At 62.3% G+C, this 16,286-nt stretch carries 14 protein-coding genes and 1 pseudogene; 10 read left to right on the top strand and 5 right to left on the bottom strand.

Annotation, left to right across the window (positions count from 1 at the left end; translation table 11 throughout):
* Nucleotides 1-70: 70 nt before the first annotated feature.
* Entirely contained in the window at nt 71-973 is a 903-nt protein-coding gene (locus AC0L14_RS16780) for a LysR family transcriptional regulator (protein ID WP_473750154.1), read from the bottom strand.
* A 104-nt stretch (nt 974-1,077) separates the two neighbouring features.
* Between AC0L14_RS16780 and AC0L14_RS16775 the strand changes: the two genes are divergently transcribed.
* The gene (locus AC0L14_RS16775; RefSeq protein WP_473750153.1) at nt 1,078-2,070 is read left to right on the top strand and encodes a zinc-dependent alcohol dehydrogenase family protein; all 993 of its coding nucleotides are present in this window, start codon (nt 1,078-1,080) and stop codon (nt 2,068-2,070) included.
* Between the two features lie 15 nt (nt 2,071-2,085).
* Here AC0L14_RS16775 and AC0L14_RS16770 read toward each other — a convergent pair whose 3' ends face one another.
* Nucleotides 2,086-2,988: a LysR substrate-binding domain-containing protein gene (locus AC0L14_RS16770; RefSeq protein WP_473750152.1), complete on the bottom strand. Its 903-nt coding sequence runs from the start codon at nt 2,986-2,988 to the stop codon at nt 2,086-2,088.
* 92 nt (nt 2,989-3,080) lie between these two features.
* On the opposite strand from AC0L14_RS16770, the gene AC0L14_RS16765 reads away from it, so the two are divergent.
* From AC0L14_RS16765 to AC0L14_RS16745, 5 genes are all read left to right on the top strand, one after another.
* Nucleotides 3,081-4,631 carry a trimethylamine methyltransferase family protein gene (locus AC0L14_RS16765; protein WP_473750151.1) on the top strand — a complete coding sequence of 517 codons (1,551 nt, stop codon included), beginning with the start codon at nt 3,081-3,083 and terminating at the stop codon, nt 4,629-4,631.
* Nucleotides 4,632-4,674: 43 nt separating this feature from the next.
* Nucleotides 4,675-6,324 carry an ABC transporter substrate-binding protein gene (locus AC0L14_RS16760; protein ID WP_473750150.1) on the top strand — a complete coding sequence of 550 codons (1,650 nt, stop codon included), beginning with the start codon at nt 4,675-4,677 and terminating at the stop codon, nt 6,322-6,324.
* A gap of 119 nt (nt 6,325-6,443) precedes the next feature.
* On the top strand, nt 6,444-6,923 hold the full coding sequence (locus AC0L14_RS16755; RefSeq protein WP_473528815.1) for a DUF3828 domain-containing protein: 480 nt from the start codon (nt 6,444-6,446) through the stop codon (nt 6,921-6,923).
* 4 nt (nt 6,924-6,927) lie between these two features.
* Nucleotides 6,928-7,452 (top strand): hypothetical protein, encoded by a 525-nt coding sequence (locus tag AC0L14_RS16750; protein WP_473750149.1) that lies wholly within the window; start codon nt 6,928-6,930, stop codon nt 7,450-7,452.
* Nucleotides 7,453-7,458: 6 nt separating this feature from the next.
* Complete coding sequence (locus AC0L14_RS16745) at nt 7,459-8,643, top strand: mandelate racemase/muconate lactonizing enzyme family protein (protein ID WP_473528813.1); 1,185 nt, start codon at nt 7,459-7,461, stop codon at nt 8,641-8,643.
* Between the two features lie 29 nt (nt 8,644-8,672).
* Here the strand turns inward: AC0L14_RS16745 and queF are convergent, their stop codons facing one another.
* A complete protein-coding gene (gene queF, locus AC0L14_RS16740) occupies nt 8,673-9,134 on the bottom strand; it encodes a preQ(1) synthase (protein ID WP_123151602.1) in 462 nt (153 codons plus the stop codon).
* Nucleotides 9,135-9,259: 125 nt separating this feature from the next.
* Between queF and AC0L14_RS16735 the strand changes: the two genes are divergently transcribed.
* Entirely contained in the window at nt 9,260-11,305 is a 2,046-nt protein-coding gene (locus AC0L14_RS16735) for an oxidoreductase (RefSeq protein WP_473528812.1), read from the top strand.
* Between the two features lie 149 nt (nt 11,306-11,454).
* Here AC0L14_RS16735 and AC0L14_RS16730 read toward each other — a convergent pair whose 3' ends face one another.
* Nucleotides 11,455-11,862: a hypothetical protein gene (locus AC0L14_RS16730; protein WP_473750148.1), complete on the bottom strand. Its 408-nt coding sequence runs from the start codon at nt 11,860-11,862 to the stop codon at nt 11,455-11,457.
* 116 nt (nt 11,863-11,978) lie between these two features.
* On the opposite strand from AC0L14_RS16730, the gene AC0L14_RS16725 reads away from it, so the two are divergent.
* Together AC0L14_RS16725 and AC0L14_RS16720 are read left to right on the top strand one after the other, a co-directional pair.
* The gene (locus AC0L14_RS16725; RefSeq protein ID WP_473489322.1) at nt 11,979-12,404 is read left to right on the top strand and encodes a MarR family winged helix-turn-helix transcriptional regulator; all 426 of its coding nucleotides are present in this window, start codon (nt 11,979-11,981) and stop codon (nt 12,402-12,404) included.
* A 39-nt stretch (nt 12,405-12,443) separates the two neighbouring features.
* Nucleotides 12,444-12,671: pseudogene (locus AC0L14_RS16720) on the top strand (PIN domain-containing protein); the annotation flags it as partial.
* A 54-nt stretch (nt 12,672-12,725) separates the two neighbouring features.
* Here AC0L14_RS16720 and AC0L14_RS16715 read toward each other — a convergent pair.
* A complete protein-coding gene (locus tag AC0L14_RS16715; protein ID WP_473750147.1) occupies nt 12,726-14,798 on the bottom strand; it encodes a putative bifunctional diguanylate cyclase/phosphodiesterase in 2,073 nt (690 codons plus the stop codon).
* Nucleotides 14,799-15,092: 294 nt separating this feature from the next.
* On the opposite strand from AC0L14_RS16715, the gene AC0L14_RS16710 reads away from it, so the two are divergent.
* Nucleotides 15,093-16,280, top strand: a complete 1,188-nt coding sequence (locus AC0L14_RS16710) for a glycine C-acetyltransferase (RefSeq protein ID WP_473750181.1) — start codon at nt 15,093-15,095, stop codon at nt 16,278-16,280.
* The last annotated feature ends 6 nt before the right edge of the window (nt 16,281-16,286 follow it).

The following is a 16,286-nucleotide window of genomic DNA, read 5'->3' as shown; positions in this document are numbered from 1 at the left end:
TACGCGGATTCGTCGCCCATGCGGGAGGGGCGAATTCAGGAATCCGCGCCGCTCACCGTGCTCCTGCATTTCACGTCATCAGCCTGGGCAGTGCCGCTGCCAGCGCGTCGACGGCAAGGCGAACCTTCAGCGGCAAGTGAGGCGTCTGCAGCCAGAGCGCATAGGCGTCGTAAAGAAATCCCGACTGGTCCGAAAACAGCGGGACAAGTGCGCCGGCCTGAATGCGCTCACGGACCAGCCAGTATGGCAGCCAGGCAAGCCCCATGCCGGCTGCCGCAGCATCGGCAATCGCAGCGAGGTCGTCGAACCGCAACCGGCTGACCGGCATGACTTCCAGCGCAGGCTGGCCGTGACGCGGGAACAACCACGGTTGAACGACACGGCCCGAACGGCGGTAGATGATGGTCTGGTGGCTGCCGAGATCCTCTATCTGCCGTGGCAACCCATGCATCTCGAGATAGGATGGCGACGCGCAGACGACCATGCGCTGGCGCGCGACGCGACGCGCCATCACGCTGGCCTGATCCTCCAGATTGCCGGTCCGGATGGCAAGATCGCAGCCATCCTCTGCAAGATCGGCGATGGGATCGCTGAACGACAGGTCGAGTTCCAGAGCGGGATATCGCTGCGCAAGCTCCAGCAGGATCGGGGCAACGCAGCGCCGGCCGAAGTGCACGGGCATGATGACGCGCAGCTTTCCGCGTGGTTCGGAAAGTTGATCGGCCGCGAGTGCATCCGCAGCTTCGGCTTCAGCGAGTACCATCCGGCAGCGCTCATAGTAGGCGCGCCCGAAGTCGGTCAGGCTCTGGCGGCGTGTGGTCCGGTTGATGAGGCGCACGCCCAGACGCTCCTCGAGAAACCGGACATGCTTGCCGACCATCGGTCCGGACAGGTCGAGAGCGGCAGCAGTCGCCGCGAACGAGCCGAGATCGACGGTTTTGACGAACACGGCCATGCTCGTAAGGCGATCCATATTCAAAACTCCCAGTTTCTACTGTCTTGCCCAAGCAACCATTTATCTGCCGGATGGCCGCTGGCATAGCGTATTCGGTTCAAATATTTTGGAGTTATGACCGCATGGCACGTGTTGTCCGCTTTCATGAGCATGGTGGTCCCGAGGTTCTGCGCATCGAGAATCTCGATATTCCCGCGCTCGGTCAGGGCGAGATTCAGATCCGGGTCAAGGCATTGGGTCTCAACCGGGCCGAGGCGCTGCTGCGTTCGGGCACTTATATCCAGACGCCGCCGTTGCCTTCCGGTCTTGGCCTTGAGGCAGCGGGTGTCGTCGAAGCGGTCGGCGAAGCCGTGCACGGTTTTGCGCCAGGTGACGCCGTCAGCGTCGTGCCGCCACTATCGATGGCCCGCTGGCCCGCCTATGGTGAGATTGCCACATATCCCGCCGAGCTCGTGGTCAAACATCCGCCATCGCTCAGCTGGGAAGAGGCGGCAGCCGGCTGGATGCAATATCTCACCGCCTATGGTGCACTGATCGACATTGCCAAGCTCAGCAGAGACGACTTTGTCGTCATTACCGCAGCATCGAGCAGTGTCGGACTTGCCGCGATCCAGATTGCCAACATCGTTGGTGCGACCGCGATCGCGGTCACGCGGACATCTGCCAAGAGAGAGGCCCTGCTCAAGTTCGGCGCGGCCCATGTCGTCGCTTCAGCGGACGAAGATCTGGAAGCCCGGCTGAGGGGAATCGCCAGTCCGGACAACATCCGAGTGGTGTTCGACGCGGTCGGCGGCCCGATTTTCGCGCCTCTGACGGCGGCGATGGCACGGGGTGGCATTCTCATCGAATATGGCGGCTTGAGCCCCGAGCCGACGCCGTTCCCGCTGTTCGCTGTGCTGGCCAAGGCGCTGACGCTGCGCGGCTATCTCGTCCACGAGATCACTGGCGATCCGGTGAAGTTGGAAGCTGCCAAGGCGTTCATCCTCGACGGATTGATGTCAGGTTCGCTAAAGCCGGCAATCGCCAAAACCTTTTCATTCGAGCAGATCGTCGAAGCGCATCGCTTTCTCGAGTCGAACGAGCAATTCGGCAAGATCGTCGTGACGGTTGATTGAGCATTAATGGGAGCCTCATGCTTGCGCGGCCAGCCAGTCCCGCACCTTGCGAGCATTGTCGCTGAGCTCCCGGTTTCTCGACCAGATGACATGAAAGCCCTTGCCGGTCGTCATTGTGTGGTCGGTGACGCGCACGAGCAGTCCCGACGCCAGCAGGCGCTGGGCGAGGTGACCCCAGCCGAGCGCAATGCCTTGCCCTTCCATCACCGCCTGGATCACCAAGGCATAATCATTGATGCGCAAGCCGCGCCCGGCATCGGTGATGTTGACCCCGGCCGAGGCGAACCACTCGTCCCAACTCGCGGCCTCGCGAAACGGTTCTTCGAGATGGATGAGCCGGTGTGATGGAAGATCCTCGACGGTTTCCGGCAGCCCGAACCGTGCCACATAGCTCACGCCGGCGACGGGGAATATCTCCTCGTCGGCCAGTGGCAGTGAATGATAGTCCGGCCATTCCCGGGGCTCGCCACCGCGCACAGCGAGCGGGATGCCCTCGGCGATGATGTCGAGATCGCGGTCGGCGGTCTGGATGCGCAGATCAATGCCCGGCAGTTCGTCGCGGAACTGCTGCAGGCGCGGCATCATCCAGAAGGAGCCGAAAGCGGTCGACGCGGCAAGCGTCACATGGCCGCCGGTCGCCTGTAGGCGCAAATCCTCCGCCGATTTGCGGATGTGCGACAGGCCAAGCGAGACGTCGGCGTGAAAGCGGTCACCGGCTTCGGTCAGGCTGACTTGTCGATGGCGACGCTGGAAGAGTTTCGCGCCGAGCTGCTCTTCAAGCCCGCGGATCGCGTAGGACACGGCAGCCTGCGTCATGCCAAGCTCTCGCCCGGCGGCGGTAAAACTCGACAGCCGCCCGGCGGCTTCGAAAACGATCAGGCTGCCGGCGGACGGCAGCAGGTGGCGCAGGCTTCGCATAAGCTGAACTTATACAGGAGATCAGGATTTTCCAGCGTCACAGCTGTATTTTGTCTCGCTAAGTTGACTGGCTCTGGGAGGATGGAGTTGCCATGAACGTACCGGCCGTTGAAGTGACCGAACACGCCAACCGCCGCAGCGGCGGCCGCTTGGGGCGCAAGGCGCTGCGGGGCGCACCCATAGCGTCGTTTCCGACTCTGGTGCGCCAGATCCCCGTCTATCAGATGGTTCCGGACGAGGCGGTGGAGCTTATCCACCAGGAGTCACTCGCCATCCTCGAACAAGTGGGATGCGAGTTCCGCGACGACGAGGCCATAGCACTGTGGAAGGCCGCCGGAGCCGATGTCTCTGAGACGCGCGTCCGCATTGACCGCGCGCTCTTGATGGAACTCGTCTCGAAAGTCCCGCCGGAGTTCACGCTCAATGCGCGCAACCCTGAGCGCTCGGTCCGCGTCGGCGGGAGCAACTCCATCTTCGTGCCGATGTACGGGGCGCCTTACGTGCGCGACCTCGACAACGTTAGGCGCTATGGCACGCTCGCCGACCTTCAGAATTTTCATAAGCTCGCTTACATGGCGCCAGCGCTGCACTCGTCGAGCTCGATCATCTGCGAGCCGATGGAAATTGCGGTGCCGAAGCGTCACCTCCACATCATTCATTCGGCGCTGAAGCATTCCGACAAGCCGTTCATGGGGATCGTGACGTCCAGGGATCGGGCGGAAGACACGATGGCGATGGCGGGCATCGTGTTCGGCGGGGATTTTGTCCGTGACAACCCTGTGCTGGTCGCGATCACCAATTGCAACTCGCCACTGGTATGGGACGCCACCATGCTGGACGCGATGAAGGTCTATGCGCGTCACAACCAGCCGCTGATCCTGGCGCCGTTCGCGCTGTGCGGCGCCTCGACTTCGGCCTCGGCGGTGGGAGCGGTCGCGCAGGTCAATGCGGAAGCGCTGGCGGGCGTCGCGTTCACGCAGCTCCTGCGTCCGGGCTCGCCGCAGATCTACGGACAGTTCATGGTCACGGTCGACATGAAGACCGGCGCTCCCATGGGCGGCACGCCGGAGGCCGCCCAGATGATGTACCTGATGGGGGCACTGGCGCGGAAATACCGGCTGCCATGGCGCACGTCGGGCTTCCATGTCGGATCGAAGCTGAACGATGCCCAGGCGGGCTACGAAGCGAACATGCTGATGCATGCCGCCATCCTTGCCGGCGCCAACTACATCTGGCATTCCGCCGGATGGCTCGAGGCCGGCCTGACCTGCGGCTATTCAAAATTCGCCACAGACTGCGAACAGCTTGTTGGCTGGTACAAATATGCAGGCGGCCTTCCGTTCGACGATTTCAAGGAAGCGATGGCGGCGATCCGCGAGGTGGGGCCGCAGGGCCACTTCCTCGGCACCCAGCACACGCTTGAACATTTCGAGTCCGCCTTCTTCATGCCGAGCATCATGGACTTCAATTCGTACGAACAGTGGAAGGCCGAAGGGGCAAAGGACCATGACACGCGCGGCCGCGAGAAAGCGCGCAACATGCTGGCGGACTATGAGGAGCCGAAGCTCGATGAGGGCATCGCCGATGGTCTCGAAGATTTGATCGCGCTGCGCGAGGAGAAGCTGCCCGACAGCGTTAGTTAATAGGACAGGCGAAGACCTGACGGGAACCAGACGGGAGGAAAAAATGGCACTCTTCAGAAGCAGCGGTGATCGCGTGCCGAATGCGATCGAGGCGATGGCGGCAGAGACGCGTGCAGGTCGGATGGACCGGCGCGAGTTTCTGGCGCTGGCGAGCGCCTTCGGGGCATCGACTGCGCTTGCCTACGGTATGATCGGCCTTGCGGTGCCGGAACGGGCGTTGGCCGAAGAGCCGAAGAAAGGCGGAACGCTGCACGTGTCGATGTCGGTGAAGGCGCAGAAGGATCCGCGCACCTACGACTGGGTGGAGATGGCAAACATCACCCGCACCTGGCTCGAACCGCTTGTCCGCTATACGCGCGAATTCACATTCGAGCCGGTCCTGCTCGAGAGCTGGGACGTCAACGACGACGCCACCGAATATGTGCTGCATGTGCGCAAGGGCATCACCTGGAACAATGGCGACGCTTTCAACGCCGATGATGTCGTCTACAATCTGACACGCTGGTGCGGGAAGGATGCCGCCGGCAATTCAATGGCCGCGCGCGTCGGTGCGCTGATCGACACAAAGACCGGCAAGGCCAGGGAGGGAGCGATCACCAAGGTCGACGACAATACGGTCAAGCTGAAGCTGAACGAACCGGACATCTCGCTGATCCCGAACTTCACCGACTATCCGGCGCTCGTCGTCCATCGCAAATTCGACGCCGACGGCGCCGATCCGATCGCCAAGCCGATTGGCACCGGGCCTTTCGAACTTGTGTCTTATTCGGTCGGCGAGAAAGCGGTCGTCAAGCGTCGTGAGAATGGCAAGTGGTGGGGCGGTGAAGCGCCGCTCGACAGTGTCGAATTCATCGACTACGGCACCGACTTCAATGCTTCGGTGAATGCCTTCGAATCGGGCGAAATCGACGTCAATTTCGAGACACCCGCCGACTTCATCGACATCCTCGACCAGATGGATCTGGTGAAATCGGAGGTCGCGACAGCGACGACGCTCGTTGCCCGGACCAACATCACGCACAAACCTTATGACGACCAAAAGGTCCGCAACGCGCTGCAGATGGCCGTCGACAACAATGCGGTGCTCGAACTTGGCTACGCCGGGCGGGGCACCCCAGGTGAAAACCACCATGTCAGCCCGATCCATCCGGAATATTTTCCGCTGCCTAAGAAGACACGCGACGCGGCGGGCGCCAAGGCGCTGATGGCCGAGGCCGGACAGGCCGACTTCGAGCATGAACTGATCACCGTCGAGGACGATTGGCAAAGGAACACCGGCGACGCGATTGCCGGGCAGCTGCGCGATGCCGGGATCAAGGTGAAGCGCACGGTGCTGCCGGGGTCGACCTTCTGGAACGACTGGACGAAATATCCCTATTCCATGACCATCTGGTACATGCGCCCGCTCGGCGTTCAGGTGTTGGCGCTCGGCTATCGCACCGGCGAGGCCTGGAATGAGACGGCGTATTCGAATCCCGATTTCGACGCCAAGCTCAAGCAGGCTCTCTCGCTGATCGACGTGGAGAAGCGCCGCGAGGTCATGAAGGACGTCGAGCAGATCCTGCAGGATTCGGGCGTCATCATTCAGCCGTTCTGGCAGAAGCTGTACAGCCACATGAACAAGAAGGTGAAGAATTACGCTGTCCACCAGACTTTCGAGATGGATCTCCAGAACGTCTGGCTGGACGCCTGAATTAACGCCCAAGGGCGCCTGAGTTGACGCCCAAAGGGATTTCATAGGCTGCAAAAAAGCCGGGATGCAGGATTCGTGGTATTGAACGGTTCCCACCACGAAAGCCTGGAGATTATCGGATGAGACTGACTGTGCTTGCCGCCGCCCTCTCGATCGCAGCGCCTGCGGCCGCCCTGGCCGGGCCGGCATCCAACGCGGTGAAGTTCTTCTACATGCCCGAGGTCAAGTTCGAGGCCGACGCGAAATACCGCGACCGTTTCACCGAGCCGGTGACCAAGCTGTTCGACCTCAACGACCAGGCGCAGAAGAACAAGCCGGATGAGGTGCCTTGCATCGATTTCGCCCCCGGTCTCGACGCGCAGGACTATGACGAGAAGACAGTCGCCAAGACGCTGAAGCTGTCTGAAGCGGTGGATGGCGACAGCGCCAGCGTGACGGTGACCTTCAAGCTTTTCCCGGAAGGCGAGGATTCCAAACGCGAAATGGTCTGGTCGCTGAAGAAGATCGACGGCAAATGGAAGATCGCCGACATTACCTCGAAGAGCAGCGGCTGGACGCTGAGTGCGCTCGAATGCCTGGCCGGTCAGACTCCGGAGTGATGCCATGGCCCGCGCCCTGGCGACTGTGTGCCTGCTGGCGGCGGGGTTGAGCAGCACCGCCGCTCAAGGCCTGATCGGCGCGCCGCCCGCAAATGCGCCGGCCGCGTCCCTGCCGACTGATGGGGCCCCGGCCGCCCCGGTGCAGCCGGGCTCGCCAACGGCGGTGGTGAAACCGTTCTACGAGCATGTCGGGCTTGAGCTCGATCCGGCAGAGCGTAGTCACTTCGCCGATCCCGCGAAGTCGGTGCTCGACAAGAGCGATGCGCTGCGGAAATCAGGGCAGGGCGAGTGTCTCGATCCCAACATGGCGCTCGACAATGCGGCGTATGACAGGGCCGAGATCGACAAGAGCCTGAAGACCATTGAAGCGGTCGAGGGCGACGAAGCCAAGGTCGTCGTCGCCTTCGTCGTCGCTGGCAATCCGCACCGGCTGGAGTGGAAATTCAGGAAGGTCGACGGCGATTGGAAGATCACGGACCTTCTGTCGGTGACCGGCGAATGGGCGCTCAGTCAGTATCAGTGCGAGTGAGAACCGATGAAGATCACCAACATCCGCGTTACCCATGTCAACGTTCCGCTAGATGCCCCCTTCTGGTGGACGGCTGGTCTCTATAGCGGCGCCTCAAAATCGATCATCGAGGTCGAGACGGACGAAGGCGTGGTCGGACTGGGCGAGGCGCCGTGGTGGCATTTCGGCGAGGTGATCAAGGCCGAGATCGCGCCGGCGCTGATCGGCGCCGATCCGCTCGACATCGCCGACTGCGAGGCGCGCTGCGTGCCGCCCTGGCAGATCACCGCCAACACCGGCGAGAATGCCGCCTCGGTGGCGTTCGGCGCCGTCGAACTGGCGCTGTGGGACATCAGAGGCAAGGTCTTCGGCATGCCGCTCTACAAAGTCCTCGGCGGCGCCGTGCGCAAGGACATTCCGTTTTCGGAATATTTCTCGTTTCGCGCCGCGCAGGGCGGAACGGGTGGCGAGATGACGTCCGAAGCGATCGTCGAGTACTGCCTGAAGATGCGCGAGGAGCATGGCTCGACCATCTTCGAGGGCAAGCTGATCATGGGCGATCCCGAACTCGAGATCAGGACCGTGCGCATGCTGCGCGAGGCGCTTGGCGACAAGGCGCAGATCAGACTCGATTCCAACATGCAGTGGTCGCTGACCACCGCGCGCTGGGTGCTGCGCGAAATCGAGCCGTTCAACATCCGCAATTACGAGGATCCGGTCGCGACCTTCGAGGAAATGGCGGCGCTGCGCCAGCATTCGCGCATTCCGTTCTCCACGCATATCCCGGATCTCAGACGGGCGGTCGCGCTCGGCGCGCCGGATTACTTCGTCTGCAATTTTGCAGCCCTCGGCGGCTTGTCGAAAACCCTGAAATTCATCGCCGCCTGCGAAGCGATGGGCAAGGGGTTTTGGTGCTACTCGAACGATCTCGGCATCATGACATCGGCCTATCTGCATGTCGTGGCGGCGACGCCGTGGATTACCGAAGCATCGCAATCGCTGTTTCGCTGGCAGATCGGTGACGTCATCAAGGACGGTCCTTTCCGGCAGACCGGCAACACGGCGCGTGTGCCGGAGGGCAACGGACTTGGCGTCGAACTTGACCCCGCTGCAATGAAGCGCTGGGCGGGGCACTTCGCCGAACACGGGCCGATGGGCCATTTCAGCGACCCGAACAATCCCGGACGCTACCGGCGGCTGCCGCTCAACTGATGCAACGTGCGTTCCTTAGAAACTCAGGCTCACCCGCGCCCGCGATAGGGCGCAACACCGGTGTCGGGCAGCCATGCGCCTTCCGGCGGCGCGCCGGTCTGCCAGAACACGTCGATCGGAATGCCGCCGCGCGGATACCAATAGCCGCCTATGCGCAACCACAGTGGTTTGGTCGCGGCGATGATGCGGCGGCCGATCATGACGGTGCACTCTTCATGGAAGGCGCCATGGTTGCGAAACGAGGTCATGAACAGCTTCAGCGACTTCGATTCCACCAGCAGCGTGTCGGGTGCATAGTCGATTACGATATGGGCGAAGTCCGGCTGGCCGGTGACCGGACAGAGCGAGGTGAATTCCGGGCAGGTGAAGCGAACGATGGCCGGCGGCCCGTCGCCGCGCGAAAACGGCACGGTTTCCAGGACTGCCGCTTCAGGGCTCTGTGGCGCCTCGACGTTGGTGCCGAGCTGGGTAAGGTTTTTCGTATCGGTCATGGGCGGGTTCCTTACTGCATGTCGCCCAAAAGCCTGCCCACGGGCCTGACCCGCGCGGTTTTGGGATACGACATGCGCAAAACAAAAATTTGCCGCTCATTAGCACAATTTGAAACAGGAAGACGATGACCACTAACGATCCGCTTCTCCAGCCCTATCAGCTCAAACATTTGACGCTGAAGAACCGGGTCATGTCGACCAGTCACGAGCCGGCCTATTCCGAGGACGGCATGCCGAAGGAGCGCTACCGGCTCTACCACGCCGAAAAGGCCAAAGGCGGCATGGCGCTGACCATGACAGCCGGCTCGGCGATCGTCTCGCGCGACAGCCCGGCCGCATTCGGCAATCTGCATGTCTATGACGACCGCATCGTGCCCTGGCTCACCGAACTCGCCGATGCCTGCCACGAGCATGACTGCAAGGTGATGATCCAGATCACCCATCTCGGCCGCCGCACTGGCTGGAACAAGGCCGACTGGCTGCCGGTGCTGTCCGCGTCGCCGGTGCGCGAACCGGCGCATCGCGCCTTCCCGAAGACGATCGAGGACTGGGACATCGAGCGCATCGTCGCCGACTATGCCGCCGCCGCCCAGCGCTGCCAGGCCGCCGGCCTCGACGGCATCGAGTTCGAGGCCTATGGCCACCTGATGGACGGTTTCTGGTCGCCGGCCACCAACCAGCGCGACGACGATTTCGGCGGCACGCTCGACAACCGCTTGCGCTTCACCGGCATGGTGCTCGATGCGGTGCGGGCGGCGGTCGGCCAAAAGTTCGTCGTCGGTATTCGCATGGTCGCCGACGAGGATTTCGAAAAAGGCCTTTCGAAACAGGAAGGCGTGGAGATCGCCAGGAGGCTGGCCGGCTCCGGCAAGGTCGACTTCCTCAACATCATCCGCGGCTCGATCGAAACCGATGCCGCGCTGACCAAGGTCATCCCGGTGACCGGCATGCGCTCGTCGCCGCATCTCGACTTCGCCGGCGAGGTGAGGGCGGCGACGAAATTCCCGACCTTCCATGCGGCGCGGATTGCCGATGTCGCCACCGCGCGTCACGCCATCGCCACCGGCAAGCTCGACATGGTCGGCATGACCCGCGCCCACATGGCCGATCCGCATATCATCCGGAAGGTGATGGAGGGCCGCGAGCACGAAATCCGCCCTTGCGTCGGCGCCACTTACTGCCTCGACCGCATCTATGAGGGCGGCGAGGCGCTGTGCATCCACAATGCGGCAACCGGCCGCGAGGCTGATATTCCGCACATCATCTCGAGAACCGAGGGACCGAAGCGAAACGTGGTCGTTGTCGGCGCTGGGGCCGGCGGTCTGGAGGCGGCGCGTGTCGCGGCCGAGCGCGGTCACAAGGTGACGGTGCTGGAAGCGTCGAGCCAGGCCGGCGGGCAGGTGCGGCTGGCGACGCAAAACCCGCGCCGCAAGGAGTTGATCGGCATTATCGACTGGCGGCTGGCCGAACTCGGCCGGCTCGGCGTCGATATCCGCTATGACATCTGGGCGGAGAAGGACGATGTTCTGGCGCTGTCGCCCGACGTGGTGGTTGTCGCCACCGGCGGCCTGCCGCAGAACCCGCCGCTGGTGGCGGGCGACAATCTCGTCACTTCGAGCTGGGAGATCATGGCCGGCAGCATCAAGCCGGCCGAACACGTGCTGCTCTATGACGACAATGGCGGCCATCAGGGCATGGGTGCGGCCGAATTGATCGCCAATAGCGGTGCAAAGCTTGAGCTGGTTTCGCCCGAACGCTTCTTCGCCCCGGAAATGGGCGGCATGAACCACGTGCCCTATATGCGCGCCTTCCAGGAAAAGGGCGTCACCATCACCATCAACACGCGGCTGCGTTCGGTGCGGCGCGAGGGCAATCAACTGGTTGCGGAGCTCAGCTCCGACTTCGCTGACGGCTGGCGCGGCGAGCGGCGGGTCGATCAGGTGGTGGTCGAGCACGGCACGCTGCCGCTCGATGATCTCTATCTCGCACTGAAACCGCTGTCGAAGAACGGCGGCGCGGTCGATTACGAGCGGCTGGTCAATGGCGGCGACATTTTTCCGGCGCGCAATCCGCAAGGCGGTTTCGTGCTTTTCCGCATCGGCGATGCGGTAGCCTCTCGCAACATCCACGCAGCAGTCTATGACGGCATCAGGTTCGGATTGCGGATCTGAAGATCACTTCGGATTGATTGGTGGCGCGCAGCCGAACCTCCGCACGGAGAGCCATCAGGCACGTCGGTCCGATCTGCGCGCCGCGCACGCTGTCGGCTTGCCGCCAGACACCGTACGATCTCTTGAACCGTGATTGCGGCAGGCCCCACTCAGAACATCCTGGCGGTAGCCATACAAAGTATGGTGATGACCAGCAGCCCACCAGCGATGCGTTCGCCCCTTGTCATTTTCGCGCGCAACTGCATTTCCGTCGCCGCGTCAGTGCCGGCAAGCCGCCTGCTGGCAGAGCCGACCAGCGCGCCCTGAATACCGGCGGCAACCAGCGCCGTCGCGATACCCAGGGCCAGAATGATTTCCATCGAACCGAAATAGCCGCTGTGGAAGAAATGCCAGAGCAGAGCGCCGGTCAGGAAAACCATGCCGGCCGCACCCATTTGCGGCCGGAAAAACCGTTCGATCCGAATCTCCGGAACGCGGGCGACCGCGATGGTCGTTCCAGCCCAGAACACACCGGCCATGACGTGAAGGCCGAGGACGACGATGTAGACATATTGCATGACCGCATTTTCTCCTTTCCCACCGCTTTCCATAGGATTAGATATCGAATGATTAGATGTCAATGTAAAGTCAAGGGCCAGTTCCATCGGCCTTTCCCTTGCTCTAGTGTCGGATCATGACGCTTTTTGACCGCCCGCCAGTCGGGATGAATCTCGCCCGCACCGCAAAGCTTGTCGCACAGGCCTTCGACTCCGCCTTGGTCGAGGCTGGCGGCACGCTGCCGGTCTGGGTCACTCTGTTGTCGATCAAGTCGCGCGAACTGGCCAACCAGCGCGAGCTCGCCGGCATGATCGGAATCCAAGGCGCGACGCTGACCCACCATCTGAACGCGATGGAGACGCAAGGCCTGCTGACCCGGCGCCGCGATCCGGAAAACCGCCGGGTCCATCAGGTCGAGCTGACCGAAGTGGGAGAGGCGCTGTTCCTGAAATTGCGCACGGCAGCACTCGCCTTCGACAAGCGGCTGCGGACCGGGTTGTCCGACGAGAGGCTGGCGGAGTTCGCGGAAGTCCTGGCGGCGCTGCGGGCGAATGTCGATTGATCCCAAACTGCCGAACGCATTGTTTCAGTGGCCCAAGGAAAGAGGGTTCTTCCCTTCGATTTGCGCGCCGCACATGCCGCCGGGTCCATCCGTGATCAGGCAAGGGCGCATCGGCCAGGGTTCGAAGACATAGCGATCGCCGCTACGGGCGAGGTCCACGGTTTGACGATACTGACGGACAACGAGCGTCATTTTGCACCGCTCGGGGTGCTGATGCTCAATCCGCTGAAGAATTTGCCGCCATTGCGACAGTCGGCGGCACCTTAGCCGGACTTACCCGTCAGGCCGCCATTTCCGAAGCGGCATGTCAAGGTTGGCGCCTTACGCCCGGCTTCCCCGCAGCAGCGTTAGCCTGGCTTTCTTCGGCGCCCGCGCGACCAGCCATTCGCGTGCCGTGTCCTGCGGCATCGGGAAGGCGATGGAATAGCCCTGCACCTGGTCGCAGCCGATCGCCATCAGCGAATCGAGCTCGGCCTCGGTTTCGGCGCCCTCGGCGACGATCGAGATGCCGAGGCCGCGGGCGAGTTCGGTGATGGCCCGCACGATCTTGGTGTTGTCGTCGTTCTCATTGATGTTCTGGACGAAGCGGCGATCGATCTTCAGCCGGTCGATCTCGTTCGGGTTGACGTGGCTGAGCGACGCGTAGCCGGTGCCGAAATCGTCGAGTTCGAGATGAACACCGGCGGCGCGGATGTGCCGCAGCTTTGCCGCGATACCGGTCTTCTCGTCGTCGAGAATGACGGATTCGACGATTTCCAGCGAAAGCTTTTGTGGCGGCAGGCCAGTTTTTTCCAGCACGCCGAAGAGGAAGGCGTCGAAATCGGGCTCACGCAGTTCGGAGCCGGACACGTTGACGGCGAGCCGTCCAAAGGCAACACCGGCGCGGCTCCACTCGGCCGCCTCGCTGATTGCTTTGGCGATGACGATGCGGCCGATCTCCGGCATGAGTCCGCATTTTTCGGCGACGGGAATGAATTCGCCCGGTGCGATCATGCCGCGCTCGACATGTTTCCAGCGAACCAGCGCCTCGATGCCGCTGATCGTACCGTTCGACAACGAAACCTGGGGCTGGAAATAGACCTGGAACGCCTTCTCCGCGATCGCGATCCTAATGTCATGCTCGAGCCGCTTGCGGAAATCGAGTTCATGCCGCAACTCCTCGGAGAAGAATGAGAGGCTGCCGCCACTCTGCTTTTTGGCGGAGTGGAGCGCGAGGTCGGCATGGACGAGCAGATCTTGCGCATTGTCGGCGTCGACCGGATAGACGGCGACGCCGGCGCTGGCGCCCGGAAGGATGGTCGTGCCCCGAAAGACGATCGGTTCGTTGATCTGCGTCAGAACGCGTCTGGCGACCATGTTGATGTCCTCGGTGCCGCCGGCACCATTGAGGATCATTACGAACTCATCACTGCCGAGACGCACGCAGAGATCCGAAGCCCGGCAGGAATCGCGCATGCGCTGCGCCGTCACCACCAGCACATAGTCGCCGGCGGCGTGGCCAAGCGTGTCGTTGATCTGCTTGAACCGGTCGAGGTCGAGGTGGACCGCCGCAAGCCGCTCTCGCCGGCGCTGTGCCCCCTTGATCAGCGTATCGAAATGGTCGGTCAGGAAGGTGCGGTTGTGCAGGCCGGTAAGGCCGTCATGCACGGCGATGAAGGCCATGGAATTGCGGGCATCGATCAGTTCATGCGTCTTGCGCAGAATGGCGTTCGACATCGGCCTGAAGATGAAAAGTGCCACCAGCACGATGACGCCGATGGTGGTGTAGAACAGCGTTCGATGGAGATCGAGAAGTGTTTCCGATCGCGCATCGGCATGGGCGCTGATGCGCTGGCCGAGTGCCGCATAGCCCGACAGGGTCGCATTGGCGATGGAAGCGTCGAGGTTGACGCGTTCGCCGCCGCCCTTGTAGCCGCCATTATCGGCCATACCGAGTCGTGATTCGAACGCCGAAACCAGGCGTTGGCCGTTGGCGATAAGCCCGACCGAGAAGTAATCGAGATGAAACGGCTTGGCGAAAAGCACGCTCTCGACTGACTTTGGATCGAACCTTGCCGATGACGCCGGGTCGGCGACGACCCGCTCGAGCAGAAGGTCGTAGTTCCTCTCGAACTCCGCCGTGGCCTGTTTGAATGCGGTGACCAGAGCCGGTTGTTGGTTGCGCGAAGCAGCACCTGCAGCGTTTGCAAGGAAGACAATGCGTTGCGACAGCGTCTTTTGCATGCCGACAATATCGAGCAGCGTATCGTCGTGCCGCTGGGCAGCCATCATCTGCTGGAGAAGGATGAAGGAGGCCACCACCATGGCTGCAATGATCAGCAGCGCCAGCCAATAGCCGGCCTTGATCAACAGTATCAGCCTGCCCGAAATGGTTTGCGCCGGTTGCTGCGACATTTTCTGGGGCGGTCCCTCTCGCCGACAGATTGTTTAGGTGTGAGAACCATTGGCTTAAAAGTGTTAACAGCTCTGGAAGTCGACAGAGCGGCGATAGCGGCAGCGGTGGAAAGCTCGCGAAATGGTTATCGCGTTCTTTCGCGCGGCACCTGCATTTGAGCATTCCGCCATTTGGCGGCATTCTGGGGCGGCATTCTGGCCACTGGCCGGCGCGTCACCGAAGCAGTCGCTTTTGCGGTGGATTTTTCGCCCGCGCGGGGCGACAGTCCATTCAAATCTCAACAGGGCCTGATCATGAGCGCGGCATTCCTCTCCCATATCGACAGCGAGCTTCAAGGGCTGAAATCGGCCGGCCTCTACAAATCCGAGCGGGTGATCACCTCGACGCAGTCGGCAGAGATCGAGGTGGGCGGCGAAAAGGTGCTGAATTTCTGCGCCAACAACTATCTCGGGCTCGCAGACAGCGCCGAATTGCGCGACGCGGCCAAGCAGGCGCTTGACCGCTACGGGTACGGCATGGCGTCGGTGCGTTTCATCTGCGGCACGCAGGAAGAGCACAAGCAGCTCGAGGCGACGATTTCTGGCTTCCTCGGCATGGAAGATACGATCCTCTACGGCTCGTGCTTCGACGCCAATGGCGGCCTGTTCGAGACGCTGCTCGGTGAGGAGGATGCGGTCATCTCCGACGCGCTGAACCACGCCTCGATCATCGACGGCGTGCGGCTATCGAAGGCGAAGCGCTACCGCTACGCCAACAACGACATGGCCGATCTGGAGGCGCGGCTGAAGGAGGCAAGGGATTGCCGTTTTCGGCTGATCGCCACCGATGGTGTATTTTCCATGGACGGCATCATAGCCAATCTGAAGGGCGTCTGCGATCTCGCCGAGAAGTACGATGCAATGGTGATGGTGGATGACAGCCATGCAGCCGGCTTCGTTGGCAAGAACGGCCGCGGCTCGGCCGAGCATTGTGGCGTCGAGGGCAGGGTGGACATCATCACCGGCACGCTCGGCAAGGCATTGGGCGGCGCATCGGGCGGCTACACATCGGCCAAGAGCCAGGTGGTCGACTGGTTGCGCCAGCGCTCGCGTCCCTATCTGTTTTCCAACACGCTGATGCCGGCGATCGCCGGCGCCTCGATCCGGGTTTTCGAACTGATCGGCAATGGCGATGCGCTGCGTCAGCGTCTCTATGCCAATGCGGCGCGCTTCCGGTCTGAAATGGGTAAGCTCGGCTTTACGCTTGCCGGCGCCGATCATCCGATCATCCCGGTCATGCTGGGCGATGCGACACTGGCGCAGGAGATGGCGGCGCGCATGCTGAAGCGCGGCATCTATGTCATCGGCTTCTCGTTTCCGGTGGTGCCGAAGGGCCAGGCGCGCATCCGCACGCAAATGTCGGCCGCCCATTCCAGTGCCGACATCGACCGCGCGGTCGAGGCGTTCGGCGCGGTCGGGCGCGAACTCGGTGTGATTTCCTGAACGGCC

The sequence above is a fragment of the Mesorhizobium sp. WSM4841 genome, assembly GCF_055811515.1.
Note: the sequence above shows the minus strand (reverse complement) of the source record. Positions and strands in the feature narration are given on the sequence as shown.

Coding starts and splice junctions, on each gene's coding strand:
- AC0L14_RS16780 (WP_473750154.1), bottom strand. CDS start 973: ATGGATCGCCTTACGAGCATGGCCGTGTTCGTCAAAACCGTCGATCTC.
- AC0L14_RS16775 (WP_473750153.1), top strand. CDS start 1,078: ATGGCACGTGTTGTCCGCTTTCATGAGCATGGTGGTCCCGAGGTTCTG.
- AC0L14_RS16770 (WP_473750152.1), bottom strand. CDS start 2,988: ATGCGAAGCCTGCGCCACCTGCTGCCGTCCGCCGGCAGCCTGATCGTT.
- AC0L14_RS16765 (WP_473750151.1), top strand. CDS start 3,081: ATGAACGTACCGGCCGTTGAAGTGACCGAACACGCCAACCGCCGCAGC.
- AC0L14_RS16760 (WP_473750150.1), top strand. CDS start 4,675: ATGGCACTCTTCAGAAGCAGCGGTGATCGCGTGCCGAATGCGATCGAG.
- AC0L14_RS16755 (WP_473528815.1), top strand. CDS start 6,444: ATGAGACTGACTGTGCTTGCCGCCGCCCTCTCGATCGCAGCGCCTGCG.
- AC0L14_RS16750 (WP_473750149.1), top strand. CDS start 6,928: ATGGCCCGCGCCCTGGCGACTGTGTGCCTGCTGGCGGCGGGGTTGAGC.
- AC0L14_RS16745 (WP_473528813.1), top strand. CDS start 7,459: ATGAAGATCACCAACATCCGCGTTACCCATGTCAACGTTCCGCTAGAT.
- queF (WP_123151602.1), bottom strand. CDS start 9,134: ATGACCGATACGAAAAACCTTACCCAGCTCGGCACCAACGTCGAGGCG.
- AC0L14_RS16735 (WP_473528812.1), top strand. CDS start 9,260: ATGACCACTAACGATCCGCTTCTCCAGCCCTATCAGCTCAAACATTTG.
- AC0L14_RS16730 (WP_473750148.1), bottom strand. CDS start 11,862: ATGCAATATGTCTACATCGTCGTCCTCGGCCTTCACGTCATGGCCGGT.
- AC0L14_RS16725 (WP_473489322.1), top strand. CDS start 11,979: ATGACGCTTTTTGACCGCCCGCCAGTCGGGATGAATCTCGCCCGCACC.
- AC0L14_RS16715 (WP_473750147.1), bottom strand. CDS start 14,798: ATGTCGCAGCAACCGGCGCAAACCATTTCGGGCAGGCTGATACTGTTG.
- AC0L14_RS16710 (WP_473750181.1), top strand. CDS start 15,093: ATGAGCGCGGCATTCCTCTCCCATATCGACAGCGAGCTTCAAGGGCTG.